Here is a 25,399-nt window from a genome sequence, read left to right on the forward strand (position 1 = left end):
GTTACTCTGCGATCAGCCGCGCAGGGCGCGTCTACGTTCCTCAAACGCCAGGTGCTACAACTCTTGGGACCCCCGCAACGCACTGGCTCCCCAACCTACGCTAGTTTTAGTTTTTAGCCTTAACTGAACCGTATTGGGTTATCTGGAATCGCTAACTGTTTACCATTTTAAATAAGCTGCTTCTAAACCCTGTTCTCGCCTAACTTGACCATCTTTTTCAAACCAGGTAATTACTTGCTCTGTTGTCAAATCTTCAACAGCAACATTATACTCTTCGGCGATATGCTTCAAAAGTTTTAAGGATGAAATAGTCAATCGCGATAAAAACTTTTCTGAGGAAGAAAGTAGAGCCGCATCTACTCTTGCTGACTCTTCTAAAGTTAGGAACTGTTCTGATGGTTGTTGGGGTAAGACCATAAGTATTGTCTCAAACTAGTTAGTGCAAAATTGCTAATTGATCACAATTAAGTAAGACAGCGCAAATAATAAAAGGTTCATAGTGAGGACTAAAGTCCTCACTATGAACTGATTTCAATAATTTTACGTTACTTAACATAGTTTGATTTATTCTCACCGACTTACTTAATGGGTTATACCAATTCTCTATAATCTCGCAACAGATGAATCTCCGTGTCTCCGCGTCCGGTGCGTCATCATCTGTAGCAGTCTTTTGGAGAAAATCCAGCCCGAATCATAGGTACAAGCCCTCCCCCACAGCAAGAGTACTTATTGCCTATTGCCTATTGCCTATTACCTATTGCCTATTACCTATTGCCTATTGCCTATTGCCTATTACCTATTGCCTATTGCCTATTGCCTATTACCTATTGCCTATTACCTATTGCCTATTGCCTATTGCCTATTGCCTATTGCCTATTGCCTATTACCTATTGCCTATTGCCTATTGCCTATTGCCTATTGCCTTTTACTTTTCTAGCTTGCACTAAGTAGCCACAACGATGCTCACCATTGATAATCCAGTGGGTACGTTCGACTGTACAATCTGGTAAAACAGCAGCAAACATTTCTAACTCATGGCCACAAATACTGGGGAAAGACTCTGCAAGGTTAGAAATGGCACAGTTATGCTCCATTAAAATAAAGCGATCGCCATCATCACTTAATGACTCAGTTGCATCTATAGGGTGATATTCTGCCATGTAACCTTCAGATTTCCTCAGTTCTACCAGATTTTCAACCCTTTGATGTAAAGAGCCATCACCTAAGCGATCGCGATATTCTTGGGCTTTACGCTCCCACTGTTTCTTTAAAATACTGCTGACTTGGTCGTGTCCAACCGTTTGAGCCACAGTATCGAGTAAGGAAACGGCAAAATCTCCATAGGTATCAGCCGTTTCTCTTCGCAAGCGATCGCGTCCCTTATTGCTTAATTTATAAACGTGCTGCGGCCGCCCCATCCCCGCTTGCACCGACGAATAGACAATCAAATCTTCCGCCTCTAAATCTTTGAGATGGCGACGAATCGCTTGAGGGCTAATATCTAAGGCTGCGGCCAGATCAACTGCCGTAGCTTCCACGTGTTTGACCAGATATTCTAGAATATCTTGCTTGGTTGAGGACTGCTGGGTAGTCACCATCGTCGTCCCAAAAAATCATGATTAAATTTCACTTTGACAACAATATTGTTGTTAATCTAGCGTAAAATGAAGATGTGTTAAACAACATAGCTGTTGTTTTAGTAGTTATCCTTATTGTAACAGTCGTGTTGACCATTCAGTAACACGAGATGGGAATTGGTTATCAATCCCGCTCCCATCCTTAAAGAGTATAGAGTTGTGAACACAAGAGAACATCGCCGATGAGTGCCACTGTTAAAACCTTAGTCAATCAGCCCTACAAGTACGGCTTCATTACCAACATTGAAGCAGACACAATTCCCCGTGGACTAAACGAGGATATCGTCCGCATGATTTCTGCTAAGAAAAACGAGCCAGAATTTATGCTGGAGTTTCGCCTCAGAGCTTACCGCCAGTGGCAAAAAATGACAGAACCAACCTGGCCAAGCGTTAAATACCCGCCTATTGACTATCAAAATATTATTTACTACTCAGCCCCCAAGCAACAAGCGAAAAAGAAAAGCTTGGAAGAAGTAGATCCAACCCTTCTTGAAACCTTTGAAAAATTAGGAATTCCTCTGTCAGAACAAAAGCGCCTAGCGAACGTCGCCGTAGACGCAATATTTGATAGCGTTTCCGTCGCCACCACCTTTAAAGAAAAACTGGCGAAAGAAGGGGTAATCTTCTGCTCAATTTCTGAAGCATTACAGGAACACCCAGATTTAGTGAAAAAATACCTGGGTAGCGTCGTTCCTATTGCTGATAACTATTTTGCTGCTCTCAATTCAGCAGTATTTACCGATGGTTCCTTCGTCTACATTCCCAAAGGCGTGAAATGTCCGATGGAGCTATCTACCTACTTCCGGATTAACAACGGCGACACCGGACAGTTTGAGCGGACATTAATTGTCGCTGAAGACGACAGCTATGTTTCCTACCTCGAAGGCTGTACAGCACCAATGTACGACAGCAACCAGTTACATGCTGCGGTTGTGGAACTTGTGGCGCTTGACAATGCTGAAATTAAATACTCCACCGTGCAGAACTGGTACGCTGGTGATGAAAAAGGCAAAGGCGGTATTTACAACTTCGTCACCAAGCGCGGTTTATGTCAAGGTGTAAATTCCAAGATTTCTTGGACACAGGTAGAAACAGGTTCTGCGATTACTTGGAAGTATCCTAGCTGCGTGCTGGTGGGTGATAACTCTGTGGGTGAGTTTTACTCGGTGGCGCTAACTAATAATATGCAGCAAGCCGACACTGGCACCAAAATGATTCACATTGGGAAAAATACCCGCAGCACAATTATTTCTAAGGGTATTTCTGCTGGTAATTCTAGTAACAGCTATCGAGGTTTGGTGAAAATTAACCCGAAGGCGCAAGGAGCTAGAAACTACTCTCAGTGCGACTCGATGCTGATTGGGGATAATGCCCATGCCAATACTTTTCCTTATATTCAGGTACAAAATAATACTGGTAAAGTAGAGCATGAAGCTTCTACTTCCAAGATTGGAGAAGACCAATTATTTTACTTTGCTCAACGGGGAATTTCTGCCGAAGATGCTGTGACGATGATGATTAGCGGCTTCTGTAAGGATGTGTTTAACAATCTGCCGATGGAATTCGCGGTGGAAGCTGATAAACTGTTGAGTCTAAAGTTGGAAGGTAGTGTTGGGTAAACAGAACACAGATAAACACAGATACACACGGATAAATCATCTGTGTTTATCCGTGTGCATTTGTGGTTGAAATGAAACGAACCACAAAGTACACAAAGGACGCAAAGAAAGAAGAGAAAGAATTAAAGAGAGAGAACATGATTATTGAAAATAGTGAAGTTGTGCTGTCGGTAAGAGACTTGACGGCTGAAGTTGATGGGACACCGATTCTCAAGGGTGTGAATCTGGAGGTACGTTCTGGCGAGATTCATGCGATTATGGGACCGAATGGTTCTGGGAAGAGTACTTTTTCTAAAGTATTGGCTGGACATCCGGCGTATGAGGTGACTGGCGGTGAGGTGATTTTCCAGGGACAAAATTTGCTGGAAATGGAACCGGAGGAGCGGGCTAGGAGTGGTGTGTTTTTGGCGTTCCAGTATCCTTTTGAGATTCCAGGTGTTAGTAATTTAGATTTTTTACGCTTGGCGTACAATTCTAAGCGGAAGGCTCAGGGATTGGAAGAAATTGATGCTTTTGATTTTGACGATTTGGTAGAAGAAAAGTTAGAAGTCGTCAAAATGGATTCGGCTTTTCTTAACCGGAGTGTGAATGAGGGTTTCTCTGGTGGTGAGAAAAAGCGCAATGAGATTTTGCAAATGGCGCTACTAGAACCAAAGCTGGCGATTCTGGATGAAACAGATTCGGGTTTGGATATTGACGCGCTCAAAATTGTGGCGAATGGGGTAAATCAGTTGACTAGTCCTGAGAATGCCACGATTATGATTACTCACTATCAGCGATTACTTAATTATATTGTGCCGGACTTTGTGCATGTCATGGCTAGAGGACGGATTCTTACTTCTGGTGGTAAGGAGTTGGCGTTGGAGTTAGAATCCCGTGGTTATGACTGGTTGTTGGAAGAATTTGCGGCTGAGGTGGGTGTGTAATGACTATCCAAGTTTCTCCCAGTCCAATTCCTAACTCAGATGCAGCTAGTTTGAGTGCGACTCTGTTGGATCGAGATGCTTATTTAACTGAGTTATTAAATCAGATTACGGCATCGAAATCACAGGGTTGGTTGCAAGTACTGCGCGATCGCGCTACAAATTGGGTACGTCACTCCACTCTTCCTACTACTCGCGATGAAGAATGGCGGTTTACTGATTTGTCTGCTTTACGACAGGTGAAATTTAATCCTGTAGAGACGCGTTCGCTTTTAGCGTTCCCGCAGGGTAATTTCGCGTCTCTACAACCAGATATTTTGCCGGAGACTGCTAATTCTCGTTTGGTTTTTGTGAATGGTGTTTATGCACCAAATTTATCATCGGTGGCTGGGTTGCCAAATGGGGTAGTAGTCGGTAATTTGGATGTGTCAAGTCAGTCGAGTGTAGAGAAATATTTGGCACAGTCAGAAGGAGCGTTGGAAGTTTTTACGGCTCTCAATACTGCTGCAATTCAAGATTTAGCAGTGGTTTTAGTTCCGAAAAATGTGGTAGTAGAAACACCCATTCAATTAGTATTTATTGCTGCTGGAGATCAGCCGATTATTTCTCAGCCGCGTTGTTTGGTGGTGGCGGAAAGTGGTTCACAGGTGACTTTGGTAGAAGAGTATAGGAACCACAGAGGTGCAGAGGGAGTATACTTTACCAACGCTGTGACTGAGATTTGCTTGGAAGATAATGCTCAGGTAAATCACACGCGGGTTGAGTGGAATACTACAGAGGCTTTTCACGTTGGTAAAACTGCTGTCACTCAAGGACGTTACAGTCGGTATACGTGTAATGCAATTAGTTTGGGTGCTAAAATTTCGCGCCACAATTTAGAGATTTTGCAAACTGGTGAGCAAACAGAAACAACTCTCAATGGGTTGACGGTGGTTGGTGGAAATCAATTATCAGATACTCACAGTGCGATCGCTCTCAATTATCCTTATGGTAAGAGTCAGCAGTTACACAAAACTATTGTAGGCGATCGCGCTCATGCGGTGTTTAATGGCAAGGTTTTTGTTCCGAAACCCGCGCAGTTGACGGACGCGGCGCAATTAAACCGCAATTTACTGTTATCATCTAAAGCTAGAGTTGATACTAAACCTCAATTAGAAATTACCGCAGATAATGTGAAATGCTCGCACGGTGCGACTGTTAGCCAGTTGGAAGACGATGAAATTTTCTATCTGCAAAGTCGGGGTATTGATGAAGAAAGCGCACGCCATTTATTAGTTCATGGTTTTGCTGCGGAAATAATCAACCACATCCCAGTTCCCTCTTTGCGTGAAAAACTCACACAAACAGTCAATAGTCTACCTACACCCAATGACTAATGACTATTGTACAGACGCGTAGACGCTCGTAAGAGCGGCTTCAAGGTAAGAGTATCATCGCTTCTCTAATGACCAATAACTAATGACTAAAATGACCTTCACCCAAGAAAGAACCCTTGCTGATCAAGTCCGTCTTGACTTCCCGATTTTACACCAGGAAGTCAACGGCAAACCTTTAGTTTATTTTGACAACGCTGCGACATCTCAAAAGCCTCTGTTTGTACTCAATACCCTCCGGGACTATTACGAACAGTACAATGCTAATGTCCACCGTGGTGTACATACCCTCAGTGCGAAAGCGACTGATGCTTACGAAGGATCACGAGATAAAGTTGCTGCATTTGTCAATGCTAAATCACGTCAAGAAATTGTTTTTACCCGTAACGCAACTGAGGCGATTAACTTAGTTGCTTACAGTTGGGGAATGAATAATTTGCAGCCAGGAGATGAGATTATTTTGTCGGTGATGGAACACCACAGTAATATCGTTCCTTGGCAATTTGTCGCCGCAAAAACGGGTGCGGTGTTGAAATATGTAGAACTAACACCAGCAGAAACTTTGGATTTAGAACATTTCCAAACACTGCTTTCGGAAAAAACAAAATTGGTGTCGGTGGTACATGTTTCTAACACTTTGGGTTGCATTAACCCAGTGACAGAAATTTGCGCTTTAGCACATAAATATGGAGCCAAGGTATTAATTGATGCTTGCCAAAGTGTACCTCACATGCCAGTTGATTTGCAGCAAATTAACTGCGACTGGTTGGTAGCTTCTGGGCATAAAATGTGTGCTTCTACTGGAATTGGGTTTTTGTATGGCAAGTTGGAATTGCTGCAAACAATGCCTCCATTTCTTGGTGGTGGTGAAATGATTGCGGAGGTATTTTTAGACTATTCCACCTACGCAGATTTACCACATAAATTTGAAGCTGGTACACCTGCGATTGGAGAAGCGATCGCTCTTGGTGCAGCTGTAGACTATCTTAGTAAAATTGGCATGGACAAAATCCACGCCTATGAAGCAGAATTAACTGCTTACCTATTTGAGCAATTAGAAAAAATTCCCCAAATTAAAATATACGGGCCAAAACCAAATGAGCAAGGTGAAGGTAGAGCTGCTTTAGCTGCATTCACTGTCAATGGGGTTCACGCCAATGATTTATCTACATTATTAGATGCGGAAGGTGTTGCTATCCGTTCTGGACACCACTGCACCCAACCATTACACCGCTATCTCAAAATTCCGGCGACTGCACGCGCTAGTCTATCTTTCTATAATACTCGTGAGGAAATTGATGTATTCATCAAAGCGCTGAAGGAAACAATTGACTTTTTTACTGGATTGTTTGCTGATGATGGCGACTATATCAGTGAACAGTGATCAAAAAACCAATTGATCAGTGATCAGTGATCACTGATCATTGTTAAAAACATGTAGACTGGAAATTGTAAAGAATATGCCGGTCAATGCAAAATCCTATACAGATGTCGCAGTCAATCCGCGCCCATTTATTTATTTCTGGTAGAGTTCAAGGCGTAGGTTATCGTTTTGCTACCGTCGATACAGCTAGTCAGCTGGGATTAAGTGGTTGGGTACGAAATCTCCCCGATGGTCGCGTAGAAGCTGTTTTTGAAGGTGTGCAGGATGTTGTAGAAGACATGATTCGCTGGTGTCATCAAGGTCCACCAGCAGCTATGGTTAAAGATGTTGTTGTGGAGTATGAAGAACCGGAAGGTTTACGGAGATTTGAAGTTAGGCGTTTTGAATAGTTTTAATCACTAATCAACAACCAACACAGCCGAGCCTTCTATCTTACCACTGCGGAGGGCATCTAAAGCCTCGTTTGCTTCACTCAAGTCAAACAGATTGACCTCTGTGCGAATGGGAACTTGAGGTGCTAGGGCGAGAAATTCTTCTCCGTCTTGGCGAGTTAAGTTAGCAACTGAGCGCAAAACTCTTTCTTCCCAAAGAATTTCATAGGGGAAAGCGGGAATCTCACTCATGTGAATCCCAGCACATACTACCACACCACCTTTGGCGATCGCACGCAAAGCAGCAGGAACTAGTTTACCTACAGGGGCAAAAATAATCGCTGCATCTAGCGGTTCTGGGGGTAATTCATCAGAACCACCCGTCCACACAGCACCCAATTGACGAGCAAATTCTTGTCCTTGAGTATCACCAGCACGAGTAAAGGCAAAGACTTGACGTCCATGATAGCGCGCTAGTTGATTTAAAATATGGGCAGCAGAACCGAAACCATAAAAACCGAGTTTTTCAACAGCATCACCAGCCATTCTGTAGGCGCGATAGCCAATCAAGCCACCACATAATAACGGTGCGGCTTGTAAATCGGGATAACCTTCAGGAATAAAAAAGCAAAAACGATTGTCGGCTACGGTATATTCAGCATAGCCGCCATCCAGGTTGTAACCAGTGAACTGGGCATAATCGCAAAGGTTTTCCCGTCCAGAAACACAATAGCGACAGTGACCGCAAGTATACCCTAACCAGGGAACACCGACGCGATCGCCTAGCTGAAATTTTTCTACCCGTTCTCCTACTGCTTCTACAATACCGACAATTTGATGCCCAGGTATTAAAGGTAGTTTTGGGTGTGTCAGTTCCCCATCCACAATATGCAAATCCGTACGACAGACAGCACAAGCATGAACACGAATCAATACTTGTTCTGGATTCGGTTTCGGTACAGGTAAGTCAACTAATCGCAGAGGTTGACGTGGCGCTTCTAACAGCATTGCACGCATAAGCAACTATCACTATTAAATGTTCTACCAAGTGATCTTGGTAAAAATCCTGTTTTTTGAGAGGCTGGTGTCACTCTCATTTCATTTATTTTAGAGGAATTTGATTTTTGATTGTGCTTTTTATAAAGCTAGTTTAGGCTACATTTGGGCTTGATTTTTGTTTAAGTCCCGTTAAGGCAAATTCGGAGCCTGAATTGTGCAAGGTTTAGTATCACACTTATGCTCGTAAAGCTGCTGAATATAATGTTCTTGCCAACTGAGGGGAACTTCCAACAAAGACTGGGTTCCCGTGATTCCTTGCCCCATAAATATTAAAAGGGCAATACAATTTAAAATAATATGAACCTTACGCCAAAAATTGCTTCTATCCTTATATATTTCTGGCAAAATTGCTAAAGAAAAAATCATCAAGGAAGCAGCAGTTATCCCATAGTAATAGTGGGAGATGTACCACTGGTCAGTTTTACGATAGATACCATCCTGCGAACCCAGCACCACTAAACCGATTCCCGTTAATGTAGCAAATATTGCACGCCAGTTTCGTTCCTTTGCTTTATAGAGTAGAACTATCGAACCAATAGTAGCAGTAAATAATAGTACGATAAAGATAACTTGGAAGCGTGCTTTCGTCCAAAGCTGAGTGTCTAAAATATTACCAAAAATATCATTAGCTAGAGCTAATAGAACAATACCTACTACTGTTCCCGTTAGCCAGCGACCTAACTGAACATGTTCCTGTCCTGCTACTGGAGGAATTTTACTCTTACCCGTTGCTTTAGTTTCCAGTCGGCGCTGACGAGTTTGTAAAGCGCGATTGACGACGATACCAATTAAAGGGAAAACTACAAGTACAGCGATCGCTGGATGCAACAGCAAAATCGCATCTCTAAATTCCATAGCAAACCTCTGTTTTGAAAATAGGGATTGGGGATTGGGGATTGGGGATTGGTTGTTCACCACTTCCCCACCGCCTGAAATTATTTAACTTCGTTAGGTGCAAACGCGGTTATTTTACCTTTCTTAACTGCAACTATCACGTCATAGGTTGCACAATAGGAAATCGTCACATTGTTGGCTTTGTTGTAGAGGTTGACTACCATACCTGCACCACCAGGTTGTACTGCGATTGGCTCAAGGTCGCCAAAAAAGTAACGCCGTAACTGATCACCACTACCAAATTGACCTTTGCTCTTGGTGAGCATTTCAATCTTTTGTTGAGCAGTTAAACCTGTGATATCTTTCATTTCCTGGGCTGATGCTTGCACTAGTGCTGGATTCACAACTTTGAGTGGACCATCCCAAACCGTAAACAGACTAGTGAGAGCAACACTTGCAAGTAGTGACGAGGCGAGTTTCATTTGTTATTCCTTATCTTTGAATTACCCCAACAAGGCATATCATCTCAGTTGCGACTGAGAGCTTTTTGAAACCCAACCATGAGTTTTCTGAATATATCCTTGGAGAAAATTCAATTCAAACTCAGCATTTTCTCAGCTTGCAGGCGATATTCAGTAAATTGTACCAAATGTGCTGTTTGTCACATCTGGTACAATCACCAACAACTAATGACCATTTGGTGAAGCTTGTGATTGTTTCAGAACGCTAGGAATAGCCTCTATGATTCGTTTGATGATTTGTTCTGAGGTTTCTTCTGCTGTAATGGTAATTCGCAGATCGGCTTGGTTATAAAGTGCTTGTCTTTGTTCGAGGAGCGATCGCAGTTTTCCTTGAGGATCAGTATCTTGCAGTAATGGTCTAGTGGTATCTTCTGCTAAACGTTTATACAGTATTTCCACTGGTACATCTAGCCAGATAATTATGCCGTGATGCAGGTAACTCCAGTTATCTCGTCGCAGTATTATTCCCCCACCTGTCGCAATGACTAGCTTTGTAAAAGCACACACTTGCGCCAATACTTGACTTTCTAACTGACGAAATGCTGCTTCTCCTTCCTCAGCAAAAAGTTGATTGATGGTTTTTCCTACTGCTTTTTCTAGTAAATCATCAGTATCTACAAAGCCGTATCTTAGTTCACGAGCTAGCATTCGCCCCAGTGTGGTTTTACCAGCACCCATCATACCTATTAAGTACAAGTTGATCCCTTGTAATCGCTCATTCACCTGCTGCTACACTCCAGTTCTAGCAATTTTGGATTTTAGATTTTAGATTTTAGATTGAGAATATCTTTTTTTTAAACAAAACCACCTATTCTTACTTTGCTATGTACCCGATGGTTTGATTGAAACGCAGCATTTCGAGACTGCGATCGCCATAAACGCCTTCTATTTGTTGTTGACAACACTCAATGGCAAAATCGTTTAAATCTTCTGAGTTAATGCTATACATATCTTCAAATACATCTGGTTCTACCCGACAAAAACGTGGGCGATCAGGGTAAATACGGCATTCACGACTATCATAGTCGTAGTTGATACACCATCCATCTTCACCTACCATACTTAAATAAAGTTCTAGTTCGTCTGGATTTAAATACTCGTGTAAGTCTGGACGGTATTTAGGATCGAGATGACAGCAGGCTCCACATTGTTTTACACATTGCCAAATTGCCATTTTTTATACCTTTGATTCAGTGAGCAGTTAGAGACGCGAGGAACATCGCGTCTGTTATCAAGTTCTGAAGCTTGCTGGAAGGTGCTGATGACAGTTATTTTACTGTGGCTGGTACTGTTTACTGATTTAAATATTCAGGCATACACATCTTGGTATCTTAGTTTTTTATGTGGTTTCTTATAATTTTGTTAAGTAAATTAAATTTAACTGGCGATCGCCAGATATGATTAATTCCGAGTTTGACAATAGAGTAATACATTCTTTTAAGTTTTTTGGGAGGGAATAATGTTTGAGGCTGTAGCCAATATCAATTGGGAAGTAATTTTTCAGCTATTGTTCGTAGCACTGATCATGCTAGCTGGACCAGCAGTAATTTTTGTACTAGCTTTTCGCGGTGGCGACCTCTAATATAAAATTCAATTAATTTTAATTCCTTGGCTCTGGCCCGCTAGGTGCGGGCTTTGCTTTTTATTTATTGATGGTCATTTGTCATTGGTGTTTCTCTTTCTCCCTTGTCCTCCTTGTCTCCCTTGTCTGTCCCTAAAGCTCGGAGTGCTGCTTGAATAATGGCATCATAGTGTGATTGCGAAATATCGACTTCTTTCGCATCTTGACGATTATTACCCAGCAAACCGGCTGTTTTTCCCTGTCCAATCGCTAAAACCTTACCATCGGGATTTTTAATTCTTAATTCTGGTAAAGAACCATTTTGATAAATTCCACAGCTATACTGACGATGATTGTACTCAAAAGCAGCTTTTGATAAAGTGGTGTAAGAAGTAAACGGCGCATAGGACTGACTAGCAACTCTTGCACCAACTAGTTCTAATTCAATACTGGTGTTACCATTAAAATTATTTTCTCGCAGTTTATAAGCAATATCTATTCGTTGCGGTAGTGGAAAATAGTCGCGCCAGCGCCAAGCGATCGCTTTAATTTTAAATTGTTGTTGGTCAATTGTTTGGACAACTGTTAGCTTAATATGACCTTTACCAACGGTTTGCTGTTCAATGACTTGCACGCTAGCAGTCCAAAAGACTGGATCAGAGTTATCGATACCGCAGGGTTCTAAAGCCTGTAGTTGTTGATAGAGTTCTTGGTTAATTTGATTAAGATTAGCTTCAGCATCAATTTTGAGGAGTGGTTTCAGGTGCTGAATTTCTAGACATTGGTTAGCGAATTCCACCAAACGCGATCGCAGTGCTACTAAATTTTCAGCAGGTAAAGAAAATCCACCTGCGGCTTTGTGTCCTCCAAATTTACTTAGCAAGTCTTGACAATATTCCAAAGCTTCAAAAACATGGAACTCTGGTATTCCGCGTGCAGAACCGCGAATTTGCTTGTCATCCTCAAAAGTACCGATGAACACGGGGACACCATAGCGTTCTACTAAGCGAGAGGCGACAATACCAATTACACCATGATGCCAGTTGGATTGCACAACAACCAAAACCCGATCTTCCTGTAGAGACGTTACATGTGACGTCTCTACAATTGCGATCGCTTCTTGTTCAATTTGTTCACACATTTGTTGACGATGCTGGTTAATTTGCTCACACTGCATCGCTTTTTCTAAAGCAATCCCCATATCATCTGTAGTGAGTAACTCAATCATAATTTGGGGATCACCGATTCTACCAATAGCATTAATGCGTGGCCCAAGCCGAAACCCAATATCTTCAGGCTTTAACGATTTTTGTTGTTGGTTGTTAGTTGTTGCTTGTTGATTGTTAAGTATTCCTCCATGTCCCCGCGCTTGCACCCCCGACACCTGAATTAACGCCTGTATTCCTGCTAATTGTGATTTGGGTAATTGCAGCAAACCACGTTTTACCCAACGGCGATTTACTCCAGTTAAAGGAGCGAGATCAGCAATGGTTCCCAATGTAAAAAGTTCCAGCATTGGTCTGATAATGCCACTATTAGCTTGTCCTAGCTGTTGAGCTAAAGAAATTGCCAAAATGTAAGCAACACCCACACCAGCAACACCACGATAAATTGAAGATTCTGGTAGTAATTTCGGGTTGAGAATGGCGTTGGCTGGGGGTAATTGTTGCGGAATGTCATGGTGATCGGTAACAATTACTTGTAGATTAAGTTCTCTGGCTCTGGCGATCGGTTCAAACGCAGAGATCCCATTATCAACTGTTAGGATAAGTTTAACACCTTCTTGGTGAAATTCTTCGACAATTCGTTTATTGATGCCATAGCCTTCATGCATCCGACTAGGAATGGCGTAATTGACCTCGGCACCTAACCAGCGTAAACTACGTAATAGTAAAGCAGTGCTAGTCATCCCATCTGCATCATAATCCCCACAGATAGCTATTTTTTCTTTACAGGTAATACAAGCTTGCAACAACTCTAAACTAACTGCGAGGTCTGGAAATTCCTGTAAAGGCGAAGGTAGATTTATGGATTCAGAATTTAAAAAAGCTTGTGCTGCTTCAGGGGTTTCAATACCGCGATTAATTAAAAGTTGATTGAGCAAAGATGGTAAATTAGTCGCCTTTGCCAGTTTCTGTAACAATTCTATTTTCTGCGGGGAAATTTGCCAACGTTGATTAGGTAAACGCCGACGGTTTTTTGTTGCTGTAGTTGGGAGTTGGTCTAGCACAATTGCAGTTGGGAGTGTGCATAATCACTTATATCTCATACACTCCAGCTTCACAACACCTCGATTCGACCATCATCAAGAATATAAATTGCGCGATCGCCAGGAGCATACCAATTTGGACGAAGTTCTACTCCTAGTGTCCCAAAGTTTAATTTGGAAATATTTGCCTTTAATGGTAAACCTGTATCATCCCAAAATAATAGAGATACATTTGGCTCTGTACCATCTCCCTGGTTAATCTGTAGTTCTTGTCCTGGTTGTAAAGGGATGGGATTAGTACTAGATGGCTTCTGTATAATCAACACTCTTGGCGTACGATTTACGACTTTAACTTGGATGCGTTGTCCTGGTGAAAATTGAATCGGACGGGGACCGCACTTGGAAGCACAAGTACCAGCAAAAGCAGGACTGTAATTATTGGCTGATGGTAAAATTAGAGCGGTTGCGATTAAAGTTGCACAGATAAACTTAGACATATTATCGAGGTTTACACAGAAGACTAAAGGTGTGTAGATTTTAATACCTCAGACTAACACCACATTTCGTATTTTGTGTAGATTTGATGTAACTAAAATTACCTGAAATTTTTGATATCAGTTTTGAGCCTTTTCACAAGTTTGTCTGCTACCAGATTATTGTGCAAAGGCATCATGGCATAATAGATTGCTACTCAATTCCAGGTACAGGAACGGAATTTATTTGCTAATTCCCGATCCCCGTCAACCGAGATATTTCTGGACTTGCAGTACTAGTTCATTCGTCCAGTAATTAGCAAGATCAGCTGCTTCTGCTTCTACCATGACTCGGATCAGTGGTTCTGTACCGGAAGCACGAACTAAAATTCTCCCAGCATTACCCATTGCAACTTCGGCTTTAGCTATTGCTTCTTGCAGCGGTTGACATTCTTGCCACGCCATGCGTTTATTACGATCTTCTACTCGCACATTCCGCAATAGCTGGGGATAGGTATGAAAGCTTTGATCTACCATTTCCGCCAGGGAAGCACCCGCCTGTTTTACCAATGCTGCTACATGTAAGGCTGTGAGTAATCCGTCTCCTGTAATACCGTAGTGACGGCATAAAATATGCCCGGATTGTTCTCCTCCCAGCATTCCACCAGTTTTCTGCATTTCTGCTTGCACGTATTGATCGCCGACTGGTGTGCGAATCAGTTTACCACCGTTTTGTTGCCATGCTCTTTCAAAGCCCAAGTTTGCCATGACGGTGGACACAATTAAGTTATCTGGTAATTCTTGCTTTTGCTGGAGGTGACGTCCCCACAAATAAAGAATGTAATCACCGTTGACTTGCCTACCGCTATTATCTACTGCTAAGACGCGATCGGCATCGCCATCAAAGGCAAAACCTAGATCAGCATTGTGTTCCCTGACTGCTGCTTGTAGAATATCGAGGTGAGTGGAACCACAGTTGACGTTGATGCGATCGCCATCCGGTTGATGATGCAAACAGATAACTTCTGCACCCATTGACTCAAATACCGATGGTGCTAACCCAACTGCTGCACCCCAAGCCAAGTCTAAAACTATTTTCATGCCTTGGAGATTAACTGTTTCCAAAGGCTGTGTTAAAGCATTTGTATAACTCCCCACCAATTCTTGGCGTGAGTAATGTTTCCCGCAATTGCTAATACTAGCTGATGTTCTCACTCCACGCAGTCCAGCTTCAATTTCTGCCTGCAAAACTTGAGGTAACTTTAAACCATCAGCACCAAAAATTTTAATACCGTTATCTTCTGGTGGGTTGTGGCTAGCAGAAATCATTATCCCACCAATGGCATCACTCATACTGGTAAGATAGGCAACACAGGGAGTGGGACATAAACCTAAATACCAAACTTCTAGCCCTGCTGCTGTTAACCCTGCACTCAAGGCCATAGCCAGCATATCACTAGAGTTTCTGGAATCCTGCCCAACAATTATAGATCCTGAGTCAGCAGCACAAGAGCGTAATACAGTACCCGCCCAATAACCAATTTGCAATGCTAAGGGCGCACTTAACAATTCTCCCACTCGCCCGCGAATACCATCTGTGCCAAACAGAGGAGTAGTCGGTAATAAGATACTGTTGGGCGCAAGGCTACCCTCGATAATTTTCTGCAATTGATCAGGTTCGGAAGCAGAACTACCACCAAAGCCTTGAGTCCGAGTTATTGATGAGACCATAATTGTAGAAACACTCCACACAGACACACAGAAGACTGTTACTAATCTCCTATGAATTAGGTTGTATCACGATATCTAAATTTTATTTTTTTCACAAATTTGTTTATTGTTCAGTTCTAGTTTAAGCAGAAACACTTAAAATTTTTATTAAGCTTCTGTAAAATTAATCTCAAAATTTGAATTTAGTCAATTGTCATGGGGCATTGGGCATTGGTGTTTATTGTCTCCCTTGTCTCCCTTGTCTCCCTTGTTCCTGATCCCCATTCCCCAATCATCGTTACAGATTTTAATTTATTTTCATAATCTGTAAACATAGCTCTGTTGCCCTCCCTGTCTTGCTGTATTTCACAATACAAAGACTTGACACTTAAAAAATATTAATAGAAATTCTCATCAAATAGCTTTACTGTAACGTTTTAGTGGCTTTTGTAGCCGTTCTTAATAAGGCAGCTATGCAGAGGCATTACTCTAGCCTTGAATTTACATTTTAAAGTTGAGAAATTTAGCATGAGCAGTAATTTAGCAACTAAATTACGTGTAGGCACAAAAAAAGCCCACACAATGGCAGAAAATGTTGGTTTTGTCAAGTGTTTTTTAAAAGGAGTAGTTGAGAAAAACTCTTACCGTAAGCTGGTTGCCAACCTTTACTTCGTGTATTCGGCGATGGAAGAGGAAATGGAAAAGCACAAAGATCACCCCATTGTTTCTAAGATTAATTTTCTAGAGCTATACAGACAACGCAGCTTAGAAACAGACCTAACTTATTACTACGGTGCTAACTGGCGAGAGCAAATCCAACTATCGACCGCAGGAGAAGCATACGTCCAGCGCATCCGGGAAATCTCTGAGAAAGAACCAGAATTGTTAGTAGCTCATTCTTACACTCGCTATCTGGGTGACTTATCTGGGGGACAAATTCTCAAAGGAATTGCCCAAACAGCAATGAACCTAAATGGTGATGGTGTCGCCTTCTATGAATTTGCAGATATTGACGATGAGAAAGCATTCAAAACCAAATATCGTCAAGCCTTAGACGAACTCCCGATTGATGAAGCCACAGCCGATCGCATTGTTGAAGAAGCAAACGATGCTTTTGGTATGAACATGAAAATGTTCAATGAATTAGAAGGTAATTTAATTAAAGCGATCGGGCAAATGCTTTACAACACTCTCACCCGTCGTCGGACTCGCGGTAGTACTGAAACCGGACTTGCCACAGCCGAGTAAAAGCTGTAACAATTTTGGATTTTGGATTACTCTGTCGAGAAGTCGCACTTCGTGCGTCTATGGATTTTGGATTGCAGAAACAATAATTAGTTGCCAGTCTAAAACCAAATGATACTAAATCTTGAATAAAACATCTTAGGGGTAGTAGCCTTGAGATTACCTGTAGCAGTTATCGGTAAGCCCAAGGAGACTACCCCTAAAACAATTAAAAATTAAAAATTGGGATAAAAATAGTAGAGTTTCGGCTTAAAATAACAAAGGTTAATTTCCAGACTAAACTAAGTTCAGTACTTAGCAATATAATTATAGTTACAAGTTAAGTACTGGAAATTACTTATTTTTAATATTACAAAATATAATTTTCAGCATGGCTACAAAAATTCCTGTCACCGTCATCACCGGCTTTTTGGGAAGTGGTAAAACTACTTTGATTCGCCACTTGTTACAAAATAATCAAGGACGACGGATTGCGGTTCTAGTCAATGAATTTGGTGAACTTGGTATTGATGGGGAATTATTGAAATCCTGTCAAATTTGTCCAGAAAATAGTGAGAGTGAAGATAATATTTTTGAATTAACCAACGGTTGCTTGTGCTGCACAGTGCAAGAGGAATTTTTGCCAACAATGCAACAATTACTCAAGCGAAGAGAAAGTATAGATTGCATTTTGATCGAAACCTCTGGTTTAGCATTACCAAAACCATTAGTAAAAGCATTTCGCTGGCCAGAAATTCGTTCTGGTGCGACAGTTGATGCTGTGATTACCGTCGTAGATTGTGCAGCAGTTGCAGCTGGAACCTTTGCGAGTAACCCAGAAGCAGTAGAAGCACAAAGACAAGCAGATGATAGCTTAGAACACGAAACACCATTGCAAGAATTATTTGAAGATCAACTTGCTTGTGCGGATTTAGTGATTCTCAATAAAACTGATTTAATCGACACACAAACAAAAACAAAAGTCGAAGACTTAGTTAAACAAGAATTACCCAGAGTTGTCAAGATAGTAGAAAGTGATCAAGGTAAACTTGACCCATCTATATTATTAGGATTTCAAGCCGCAGTTGAAGAAAACTTAGATACTCGTCCCAGTCACCATGACATTGAAGAAGATCACGATCACGACGATGAAATCACATCAACTCACTTAATTTTAGACCGTGATTTTGACCCGCAAATACTGCAAAAACAATTACAAAATCTTACCCAACAACAAGAAATTTATCGCGTCAAAGGCTTTGTCGCAGTACCTAATAAACCTATGCGTTTAGTTATGCAAGGCGTGGGAAACCGTTTTGAACAATTTTACGATCGCCCTTGGCAATTAGATGAACCAAAGCAAACACGACTAGTTTTTATCGGTCGTAAGCTCAATCGAACTGAAATTGCAGCGCAGTTAGAGGCGAGCTTGTGTTAGTGGTATGGTAGATTATGGTTTAACAGGTAAAGTTGCTCTGGTAACAGGAGTCAGTAGACACATTGGAATTGGTGCTGCGATCGCTCATTCTTTAGCAAAAGCTGGGGCAAATGTCTTTACAACTTACTACAGACCATTTGATGAGTTGATGCCCTGGGGTAGTAAATCCACTGAAGTAGAAGAAATTATTGAATCACTGAAATTGCTAGGTGTGAAAGCAGAAGGCTTTGAGGCGAACTTGGCTGAACCTCACATACCTAAGCAAATATTTGATCGAGTCGAAAAATCTTTTGGTTTTGTAGATATTCTAGTTAACAACGCCGCCCATGACCAACAAGCAGATATCTATTCACTATCAGTCGATTTACTTGATGCTCATTATGCCGTAAATGTCAGAGGCACTACACTATTGTCTGCTGAATTTGCCAAGCGTCATGATGGCAGACCAGGGGGAAGAATCATTAATCTGACTTCTGGTCAAAGTCTCGGACCCATGCCCGAAAATTTACCATATGCGATTACCAAAGGCGGAATAGAAGCACTTACCATAAGCCTCAGCGCTAACCTTGCTAATAAAGGAATTACTGTCAATGCAGTAGATCCAGGCCCGACAAACACAGGTTGGATGAGTAATGAACTTTTTTCAGAACTTGAGAGTAAAGCACCATTTGGTCGTGTTGGTACACCAGAGGATGCTGCACGTGTAGTATTATTTCTTGCTTCATCACAATCCCAGTGGATTACAGGACAGATTATTCGTTCCAGAGGTGGACAGTAGTTTTTCACTACCGAATGTTTACCTGACTTCAAAAAGATGTGTAGGGAAGTAAAAAGAGTCATATTTTTATTCATCCTAGTATACGCAGTTCATAACGCCTACTTTTTGTAATAAATATGATCAGCAATCAAATCTTTAATATTGCCAATCTTTACGTTTTGCCATTTTGGCTAGTCATGATTTTCTTGCCTAACTGGAAAATTACCAAACGGGTAATGGAATCATATATTCCTTTTGTGCCGTTAGCATTAGCTTATATATATTTATTTGTCAGCAGTATTACACCAGAAAATGCCCAAGCATTATCGAATCCTCAATTAGTAGATATTGCCAAATTTTTTGCTGATGAAAAAGCAGCCGCAACAGGTTGGATTCATTTTTTAGTGATGGATTTGTTTGTCGGTCGCTATATTTATTTACAAGGACAAAAAACAGGAGTTTGGACAATTCATTCTCTAGCCCTATGTTTTTTTGCTGGGCCAATGGGAGTGCTTTCTCACATTTTGACTTATTGGGTAACGAAGAAATTTTTCCCAAAATCAGACAATGAGAGAACAACAGTAGGAGAAAATACTGTTTCATCTAGTAGTTAATTTTAGTTATCAGTTATTTAGTTAAGCTTTAAGCCGGAAATCAATTTCCAACTTAAAGCTTAAATCCATAAAAACGGGTTAAAAGATTGCTTAGTCATTGTTAACTGATTAATGTGCCACAGCACCACCAGTCGGCTTGATTTTCTTGAAGAAAATAATTGCAATTCCACTCAGTAATAAAGAAATAGCAATAAAGTAAAAACAATCATTAAACGCCATAACAAAAGCCTCACGACGAACTACATTATCAATTGCTTTAATCGCCTGATCTTGGGCTGTAGTTAAATCTGCACCTCGACTAACAAAATATTGGGTTAATTGATTAATTCGTTCTTGAGTTGCTTGGCTATATAAAGATACTGCTTCTCCCAATCTATTTGAGTGAAATTGTTCTCGGTTAGTTAATAAAGTTGCTAAAGATGCTATACCAATTGAACCACCTAAATTACGCATCATATTAAATAAACCACTAGCGGAACCAGCTTCTTGCGGACTCAAACCAGCAGTAGCAATAGAAGAAAGCGGAACCATAATTAAAGGTTGTCCCATAGCCCTCACAAGTTGTGACCATCGCAACTGATCTAAGCCAGTTTGAGCGGTCATGTTAGAATTCATAAAAACACTGATAGAAAATAAAGCCACTCCCACCGCCACCATTAACCGCACATCTATTTTTTGCATAATTTTGGGAATGAAAGGAATAATAAATAATTGCGGTATCCCTGCCCACATCAATACTTCACCAATTTGCAACGGATTATATTGTTGAATTTGGGCTAGGTATAGCGGCAATATATAAATTGAACCATACAAACCTATACCCAAGGCAACATTGACAATACTAGCTAAACCAAAGTTACGTTTTTTCAAAAGTCGCAAATTAATAAATGGCTGTCTACGAGTTAATTCAATCCAGAAAAACAGTGCGAGAAAAATTGCTGCGATGATGCTTAAACGCACAATCAATGCTGAACTAAACCAATCTTTCCGGCTACCTTCTTCTAAAATAATTTGTAGGGAACCTAAACCAATTGCCATGCTTATTATTCCCCACCAATCACCTTGTTTTAGTAAATTAAATTGGGGTCTATCTTGTCTGATTCCATACCAAACTCCGGCTATCATTAACAAACCGGGAACTATGTTGAGATAAAAGCTATACTCCCAACTGAAATTTTCTGTTAACCAACCTCCTAATGTCGGCCCAATTGAAGGTGCAAAAACGGCAGTCAGACCAAATGCAGCTAACCCTACTGATTGCTTAGAGGGAGGTAAAGTTGTCAGTACAACCGTCATTGCAATCGGAATTAAAACCCCTCCTGTAAAACCTTGGGCGGTGCGGAAAACAATCATAGACATGAGGTTCCACGACCAAGCACAGCATACAGAAAAAAAGATAAATAAGATAGTATTAACTAACAAATAGCGTTTGAGAGTAAATACCCGCGACAGCCATCCTGTTAAGGGAATAACAACAATTTCTGCTACTAGATAAGCAGTAGAAATCCATGAACCTTCTTCTAAAGTAGCACCCAAACTAGCTTGGATCTGTTGTAGTGAAGCATTGGTAATTTGAATATCTAGTACCGCCATGAATGCACCAAGCATACTAGCTAAAACACCAATCCACGTTCTTAGCGGTATTTGTTCAGAGGAAGATTGAATAACTGCGTTTTGTTTAACCACAGTAGTACTCCGAGATAAAATTAGGAGTTATAGAATATTAGATTATCTGGAATTGAGGCCGAAGGGAAGCATATTAAGTTATCTCTTGAAAAAAGATTTAACTTCAGTTAAATCTTTGCAGCTTCTGCACATATTGTTTAAAAATTTAATGTACTTTAGCGGGTAGAATTCCTCTTTCGATATAAATGGGGCGGATAAATTGTCTTAAACTAGGTAACAGTCTGGAAAAATATATAGATCCTAAAATACAAACTACTCCATCAATAATTAAAGTATTGGTAGCACCAATGTGATTCGCTAAAGCACCTCCCAATAAATTACCAAAGGGAATAGTTCCCAAAAATGACATTGTCAATAAACTCATGACTCGCCCACGTTTTTCATCTTCAACAATTGTTTGTAAAACTGTATTACCAGCAGCAACTTGGAAAATTGTTCCCAAGCCAACAAATAACATTGTGAATAAAGAAAGTGGTAAGAAACGTGATAAAGAAAAAGCTATTAATCCAATCCCTAAAATTGCTGGCCCTACAGCAATCAATCTCCCAAGTCCCAAGATAGTTTTACGTGATGCCAAATAAATTCCACCTGATAATGCCCCTACACCAGAAGCTGCCATCAAAAATCCCAGTGTTTCTGCATTTCCTCGTAATATTTTTTCTGCAAAAACTGGAACGAGAACAGTATATTGCAATCCAAAAAAGCTAACTAAAGCTGATAACAACAAGAGCGCTCGAATGGGTGGGAAGCCAAAGGCATATAAAAATCCCTCTTTAATTTGTTGTAAGGGATTCATCATACTTGCTACAGTTTTTTGAGGCTTAATTCTCATTGCTAATAAAGCAATGATGACGGCAATATAACTAAGACCATCAATTAAAAAACAATAAGCTGTACCAACACCAGCAACTAACAAACCACCGATTGCAGGACCTACTAATCGCGCCCCATTAAACATTGTGGAGTTAATAGCGATCGCATTCGCTAAATCTTCTTTACGTTCTACTAAATCCACCACAAACGCTTGCCGTGCTGGTGCATCAAAAGCACTAATAATTCCTTGGAACAAACTCAAAACAATAATATGCCAAATATGAATCACACCAGTTAGTGCCAATATCGCTAATATCAATGACTGAATCATTGCCAATATTTGGGTGCCAATCAAGGTACGATGACGAGAAACACGATCCACAAATACGCCACCAAAGGGAGCAAGAATAAAGCTAGGAATTTGACTGCTAAATCCTACAAGTCCTAGCATTAATGGCGATTGAGTTAAGCTATAAACTAGCCAAATTGTAGCAGTTTGTGTCATCCATGTTCCAATCAAAGAGATACCTTGCCCAATAAAAAATAGACGGTAATTTCTTGATCTTAATGCTGGTAATATTACCTGGTTTTGAGTTTGTGTTTTCATTCAAATTAATGCTGATTAGTCAATAGATTTTCCTAATTGACGATAATGAAAAGATTTCACCTTCACCCCTCTCCATTGGCGGAGACGGAAATAGTCGTCAGGAGGAAGTTGGGGATTGGGGAGCGGGGAATAACTCATGACCATTGACAAATGACCAACTTACTTAACTTTGACGCTCACTTCCGCAGACATGCCTGGTACAATCTGTGATTCATAGCCCTTGATAGTGTTTTGATCAAAAACGATTTTGACTGGGACACGCTGTACAATTTTGGTAAAGTTGCCTGTGGCGTTATCTGGTGGCAATAAGGCAAATTGAGCGCCGGAAGCTGGCGAAATACTGTCAACATGTCCCTCAAAAGTATGATGAGGTAAGGCATCCAGTTTTATTTCTACTGTTTCCCCCGGTTTCATGTTTTCGAGTTGGGTTTCTTTGAAGTTGGCGACAAGCCAATTCTCGTTATCAACAATCGCCATTAATGGTGTTCCCGTTTGTACTCTGTTACCAACTTCCACATTTTTCTTACCTACCCGCCCACTACTGGGGGCGGTAATGTTGGTGTAGGATAGCTGCAATTGAGCATCGTCGAGAGAAGCTTGTGCTTGAGTGATAGCTGCCTTCGCTGCGTCATATTGGCTGCGTTTTACGGCTGTGTCTTGCTTAGTAGCCGTAGCTTGTTGTAATCCTCCTTGGGATGCTGCGAGTTTAGCTTGGGCGCTAGCAACTCCTTCTTGGGCTTGTGCTAGTTGGGACTGGGCTTTGGCAACTCCTTGTTGAGCAGCAGCTAGTTGTGCTTGGGCTTGTTGAACTCCCTGAACCGCAGCATTTTTTTGCGCTTGTGCCACATCATAAGCGGCTTTGGCTGTATCCAATTGCTGACGAGCGATCGCACCTTGTTGATATAAAGTTTGGTAACGGTTATAGTCAGCTTGAGCTTTTTGCAAATTTGCCTCGGCTTGTGCTACTTGTGCTTGGGCAGCTGGAACCGCAGCTTCGGCAGAACGAACTTGAGCTTGGGCTGTGGGAATACCAGCTTTCGCCTCTTGTACTGCTGCTTGGGCTGTGGAAATTGCAGCTAAAGCAGCGTTAACATTTCCTTGCGCTTGATTTGTCTGAGCGCTGCTAGTTTGTGATGTGAAAGTAATATTCGCTTGTGCTGCTTCCGCTTGAGCCTTAGCATTTGCTAGGGCTGCTTCTGTCTGCTGGACTTTACTTTGGTAGTCTTGGGGATCAAGCTTGATTAGCAACTGTCCCTGTTGTACCAACTGGTTATCATTTACTAGCACTTGAGCAACAGTTCCCGGAATCCGAGTACTAACTTGGTGGACGTGTCCCGCTACTTGGGCGTTGTCTGTTTCCTGATGGGTAGAAGCATATTGCCACCAGCGAAACCCAAAACCACTAGCTGCAACTGCACCCACACCTAAAGCTGCCAAAATCAGCTTAATCGGTTTCTTACCTTTGGGTGAAGTGGGCTGTTGCTTCTCTACCTCCGGCGCTTCTGGTGTTGCTACTGCTTGGGTACGAGTTTTCAATTCTTGTGTGTCTGTAACTAATTCTTTTTCCAAGACAGCTGTTTTGCTGTGTCCGTTATTGTGATTGAGATTGGTAGTGCTTGAACGTTCCATGATTACAAATTCTCCTGTTCCAGTGCAGAATTATATAAATTATTTAGCAGTCGTAATATTTAACTAAGATTGGTTAGAAGACAATCATTTCATATACGTAATATTTTTCCAAAAAAACTGGATGTCGCTACACCCAATCGGGTGATATATATCTATTCTTAAAGAAAGATAAAGGTTAGTTATTTGTCATTGGTCATTGCTTATTCTCCTTGTCCCCGATCCCTGATCCCCGATCCCCGATCCCCGATCCCCAATCTCACGACAAATTAGCGATCGCCTGATTGATCATGCGGGCAAATTGTTCGCGTTCAGTGTGGGAAATACCTTGCAAAGCTTGCTCACGCACTTCTACAGCCAGATCGGGCAGAATAGCTTCTAGTTCTTTGCCAGCATCAGTCAACCAAATTCGCCAGATGCGGCGATCGCGACAATCTCGTTCCCGGCGAACTAAGCCGCGTTCTTCCATCCGATCCAATACGCCAGTTAGCGTACCTCCGACTTGTTTGAGTCTTTCCCCAATAGTGGAAGTCGGTAAACCGTTTTCCTCCCATAGACAACACAAAATTACCCAATGAAAGGGAGTCAAGCCGTAAGGTTCCAGACGTTCTGTAAATTTGCGATAGAGCAGTTGAGATAGCAATTTGATTCGATAGCCAAGATTGTATGGCGCTCTAGTTTGCTGCCACGACTCCAAAACTACAGAATTTTCAGATGTAGGAACCATTTGAGGAAATACTTAGCGTGCGTACTATTATCATAGCACTGATTATCGAAAAGCTGCAAAAGGTTAACGAAATCAAGAAAAGGGAACGGGGTATTGGGGATTCTCCAGAGGAGACGCTACGCGTAGACGCGCAAGCGGCTTCTCACAGAGTACGGGGATCGGGAGACACGGGGGACAAGAGGGACACGGAAGAATTTCTCCCTGCCCCCTGTATCAACCTTAAAGTGAAACGG

At 41.5% G+C, this 25,399-nt stretch carries 24 protein-coding genes; 10 read left to right on the forward strand and 14 right to left on the reverse strand.

What is annotated here, in order from left to right; genetic code table 11:
• Window positions 1-159: 159 nt before the first annotated feature.
• Complete coding sequence (locus tag ACE1AT_RS15700; protein WP_374869885.1) at window positions 160-417, reverse strand: hypothetical protein; 258 nt, start codon at window positions 415-417, stop codon at window positions 160-162.
• Between the two features lie 491 nt (window positions 418-908).
• Complete coding sequence (gene sufR / locus ACE1AT_RS15705) at window positions 909-1,598, reverse strand: iron-sulfur cluster biosynthesis transcriptional regulator SufR (RefSeq protein WP_374869887.1); 690 nt, start codon at window positions 1,596-1,598, stop codon at window positions 909-911.
• Between the two features lie 221 nt (window positions 1,599-1,819).
• On the opposite strand from sufR, the gene sufB reads away from it, so the two are divergent.
• The 5 genes from sufB to ACE1AT_RS15730 all read left to right on the forward strand — a co-directional run bounded on the left by sufB (window position 1,820) and on the right by ACE1AT_RS15730 (window position 7,325).
• On the forward strand, window positions 1,820-3,256 hold the full coding sequence (gene sufB / locus ACE1AT_RS15710) for a Fe-S cluster assembly protein SufB (protein WP_374869889.1): 1,437 nt from the start codon (window positions 1,820-1,822) through the stop codon (window positions 3,254-3,256).
• 137 nt (window positions 3,257-3,393) lie between these two features.
• The gene (sufC, locus tag ACE1AT_RS15715) at window positions 3,394-4,182 is read left to right on the forward strand and encodes a Fe-S cluster assembly ATPase SufC (protein WP_374869891.1); all 789 of its coding nucleotides are present in this window, start codon (window positions 3,394-3,396) and stop codon (window positions 4,180-4,182) included.
• Window positions 4,182-5,555: a Fe-S cluster assembly protein SufD gene (sufD, locus tag ACE1AT_RS15720; protein ID WP_374869893.1), complete on the forward strand. Its 1,374-nt coding sequence runs from the start codon at window positions 4,182-4,184 to the stop codon at window positions 5,553-5,555. Before sufC ends, sufD begins: the two co-directional genes overlap by 1 nt.
• Window positions 5,556-5,646: 91 nt before the next feature.
• Window positions 5,647-6,936, forward strand: a complete 1,290-nt coding sequence (locus ACE1AT_RS15725) for a cysteine desulfurase (protein ID WP_374870028.1) — start codon at window positions 5,647-5,649, stop codon at window positions 6,934-6,936.
• A gap of 104 nt (window positions 6,937-7,040) precedes the next feature.
• A complete protein-coding gene (locus tag ACE1AT_RS15730; RefSeq protein ID WP_374870030.1) occupies window positions 7,041-7,325 on the forward strand; it encodes an acylphosphatase in 285 nt (94 codons plus the stop codon).
• A gap of 9 nt (window positions 7,326-7,334) precedes the next feature.
• On the opposite strand, the gene ACE1AT_RS15735 is transcribed toward ACE1AT_RS15730, so the two are convergent.
• The 5 genes from ACE1AT_RS15735 to ACE1AT_RS15755 form a co-directional block, all read right to left on the reverse strand.
• The gene (locus tag ACE1AT_RS15735) at window positions 7,335-8,324 is read right to left on the reverse strand and encodes a zinc-dependent alcohol dehydrogenase family protein (protein ID WP_374869895.1); all 990 of its coding nucleotides are present in this window, start codon (window positions 8,322-8,324) and stop codon (window positions 7,335-7,337) included.
• Window positions 8,325-8,495: 171 nt separating this feature from the next.
• Window positions 8,496-9,221, reverse strand: a complete 726-nt coding sequence (locus tag ACE1AT_RS15740; RefSeq protein WP_374869897.1) for a DUF4079 domain-containing protein — start codon at window positions 9,219-9,221, stop codon at window positions 8,496-8,498.
• A gap of 80 nt (window positions 9,222-9,301) precedes the next feature.
• Entirely contained in the window at window positions 9,302-9,682 is a 381-nt protein-coding gene (locus tag ACE1AT_RS15745; RefSeq protein WP_374869899.1) for a hypothetical protein, read from the reverse strand.
• A 204-nt stretch (window positions 9,683-9,886) separates the two neighbouring features.
• Window positions 9,887-10,402, reverse strand: a complete 516-nt coding sequence (locus ACE1AT_RS15750) for a shikimate kinase (protein ID WP_374870032.1) — start codon at window positions 10,400-10,402, stop codon at window positions 9,887-9,889.
• A gap of 133 nt (window positions 10,403-10,535) precedes the next feature.
• Window positions 10,536-10,895 (reverse strand): YkgJ family cysteine cluster protein, encoded by a 360-nt coding sequence (locus tag ACE1AT_RS15755; protein WP_374869901.1) that lies wholly within the window; start codon window positions 10,893-10,895, stop codon window positions 10,536-10,538.
• 285 nt (window positions 10,896-11,180) lie between these two features.
• On the opposite strand from ACE1AT_RS15755, the gene psb30 reads away from it, so the two are divergent.
• Entirely contained in the window at window positions 11,181-11,303 is a 123-nt protein-coding gene (gene psb30, locus ACE1AT_RS15760) for a photosystem II reaction center protein Ycf12/Psb30 (RefSeq protein ID WP_009458857.1), read from the forward strand.
• Window positions 11,304-11,367: 64 nt separating this feature from the next.
• On the opposite strand, the gene recJ is transcribed toward psb30, so the two are convergent.
• The 3 genes from recJ to glmM all read right to left on the reverse strand — a co-directional run bounded on the left by recJ (window position 11,368) and on the right by glmM (window position 15,695).
• On the reverse strand, window positions 11,368-13,512 hold the full coding sequence (recJ, locus tag ACE1AT_RS15765; RefSeq protein WP_374869904.1) for a single-stranded-DNA-specific exonuclease RecJ: 2,145 nt from the start codon (window positions 13,510-13,512) through the stop codon (window positions 11,368-11,370).
• Window positions 13,513-13,562: 50 nt separating this feature from the next.
• On the reverse strand, window positions 13,563-13,988 hold the full coding sequence (locus ACE1AT_RS15770) for a hypothetical protein (protein ID WP_374869906.1): 426 nt from the start codon (window positions 13,986-13,988) through the stop codon (window positions 13,563-13,565).
• Between the two features lie 243 nt (window positions 13,989-14,231).
• Entirely contained in the window at window positions 14,232-15,695 is a 1,464-nt protein-coding gene (gene glmM, locus ACE1AT_RS15775; protein ID WP_374869907.1) for a phosphoglucosamine mutase, read from the reverse strand.
• Between the two features lie 507 nt (window positions 15,696-16,202).
• On the opposite strand from glmM, the gene ACE1AT_RS15780 reads away from it, so the two are divergent.
• The 4 genes from ACE1AT_RS15780 (at window position 16,203) to ACE1AT_RS15795 (ending at window position 19,707) form a co-directional block, all read left to right on the forward strand.
• Entirely contained in the window at window positions 16,203-16,922 is a 720-nt protein-coding gene (locus ACE1AT_RS15780) for a heme oxygenase (biliverdin-producing) (protein WP_374869909.1), read from the forward strand.
• 367 nt (window positions 16,923-17,289) lie between these two features.
• The gene (cobW, locus tag ACE1AT_RS15785; RefSeq protein WP_374869911.1) at window positions 17,290-18,336 is read left to right on the forward strand and encodes a cobalamin biosynthesis protein CobW; all 1,047 of its coding nucleotides are present in this window, start codon (window positions 17,290-17,292) and stop codon (window positions 18,334-18,336) included.
• Between the two features lie 4 nt (window positions 18,337-18,340).
• Window positions 18,341-19,114: an SDR family oxidoreductase gene (locus ACE1AT_RS15790; RefSeq protein ID WP_374869913.1), complete on the forward strand. Its 774-nt coding sequence runs from the start codon at window positions 18,341-18,343 to the stop codon at window positions 19,112-19,114.
• 116 nt (window positions 19,115-19,230) lie between these two features.
• Window positions 19,231-19,707, forward strand: coding sequence for an ABA4-like family protein (locus ACE1AT_RS15795; RefSeq protein ID WP_374869915.1), 477 nt, complete (start codon window positions 19,231-19,233; stop codon window positions 19,705-19,707).
• Window positions 19,708-19,815: 108 nt separating this feature from the next.
• On the opposite strand, the gene ACE1AT_RS15800 is transcribed toward ACE1AT_RS15795, so the two are convergent.
• From ACE1AT_RS15800 to ACE1AT_RS15815, 4 genes are all read right to left on the reverse strand, one after another.
• A complete protein-coding gene (locus ACE1AT_RS15800; protein ID WP_374869917.1) occupies window positions 19,816-21,393 on the reverse strand; it encodes a DHA2 family efflux MFS transporter permease subunit in 1,578 nt (525 codons plus the stop codon).
• A gap of 145 nt (window positions 21,394-21,538) precedes the next feature.
• On the reverse strand, window positions 21,539-22,813 hold the full coding sequence (locus tag ACE1AT_RS15805) for an MFS transporter (RefSeq protein WP_374869919.1): 1,275 nt from the start codon (window positions 22,811-22,813) through the stop codon (window positions 21,539-21,541).
• Window positions 22,814-22,972: 159 nt separating this feature from the next.
• Complete coding sequence (locus ACE1AT_RS15810) at window positions 22,973-24,442, reverse strand: HlyD family secretion protein (protein WP_374869921.1); 1,470 nt, start codon at window positions 24,440-24,442, stop codon at window positions 22,973-22,975.
• A gap of 256 nt (window positions 24,443-24,698) precedes the next feature.
• A complete protein-coding gene (locus tag ACE1AT_RS15815; RefSeq protein ID WP_374869923.1) occupies window positions 24,699-25,166 on the reverse strand; it encodes a MarR family winged helix-turn-helix transcriptional regulator in 468 nt (155 codons plus the stop codon).
• Window positions 25,167-25,399: the final 233 nt, after the last annotated feature.

Source organism: Pelatocladus sp. BLCC-F211 (assembly GCF_041928655.1).
Taxonomy (GTDB): Bacteria; Cyanobacteriota; Cyanobacteriia; order Cyanobacteriales; family Nostocaceae; genus Pelatocladus.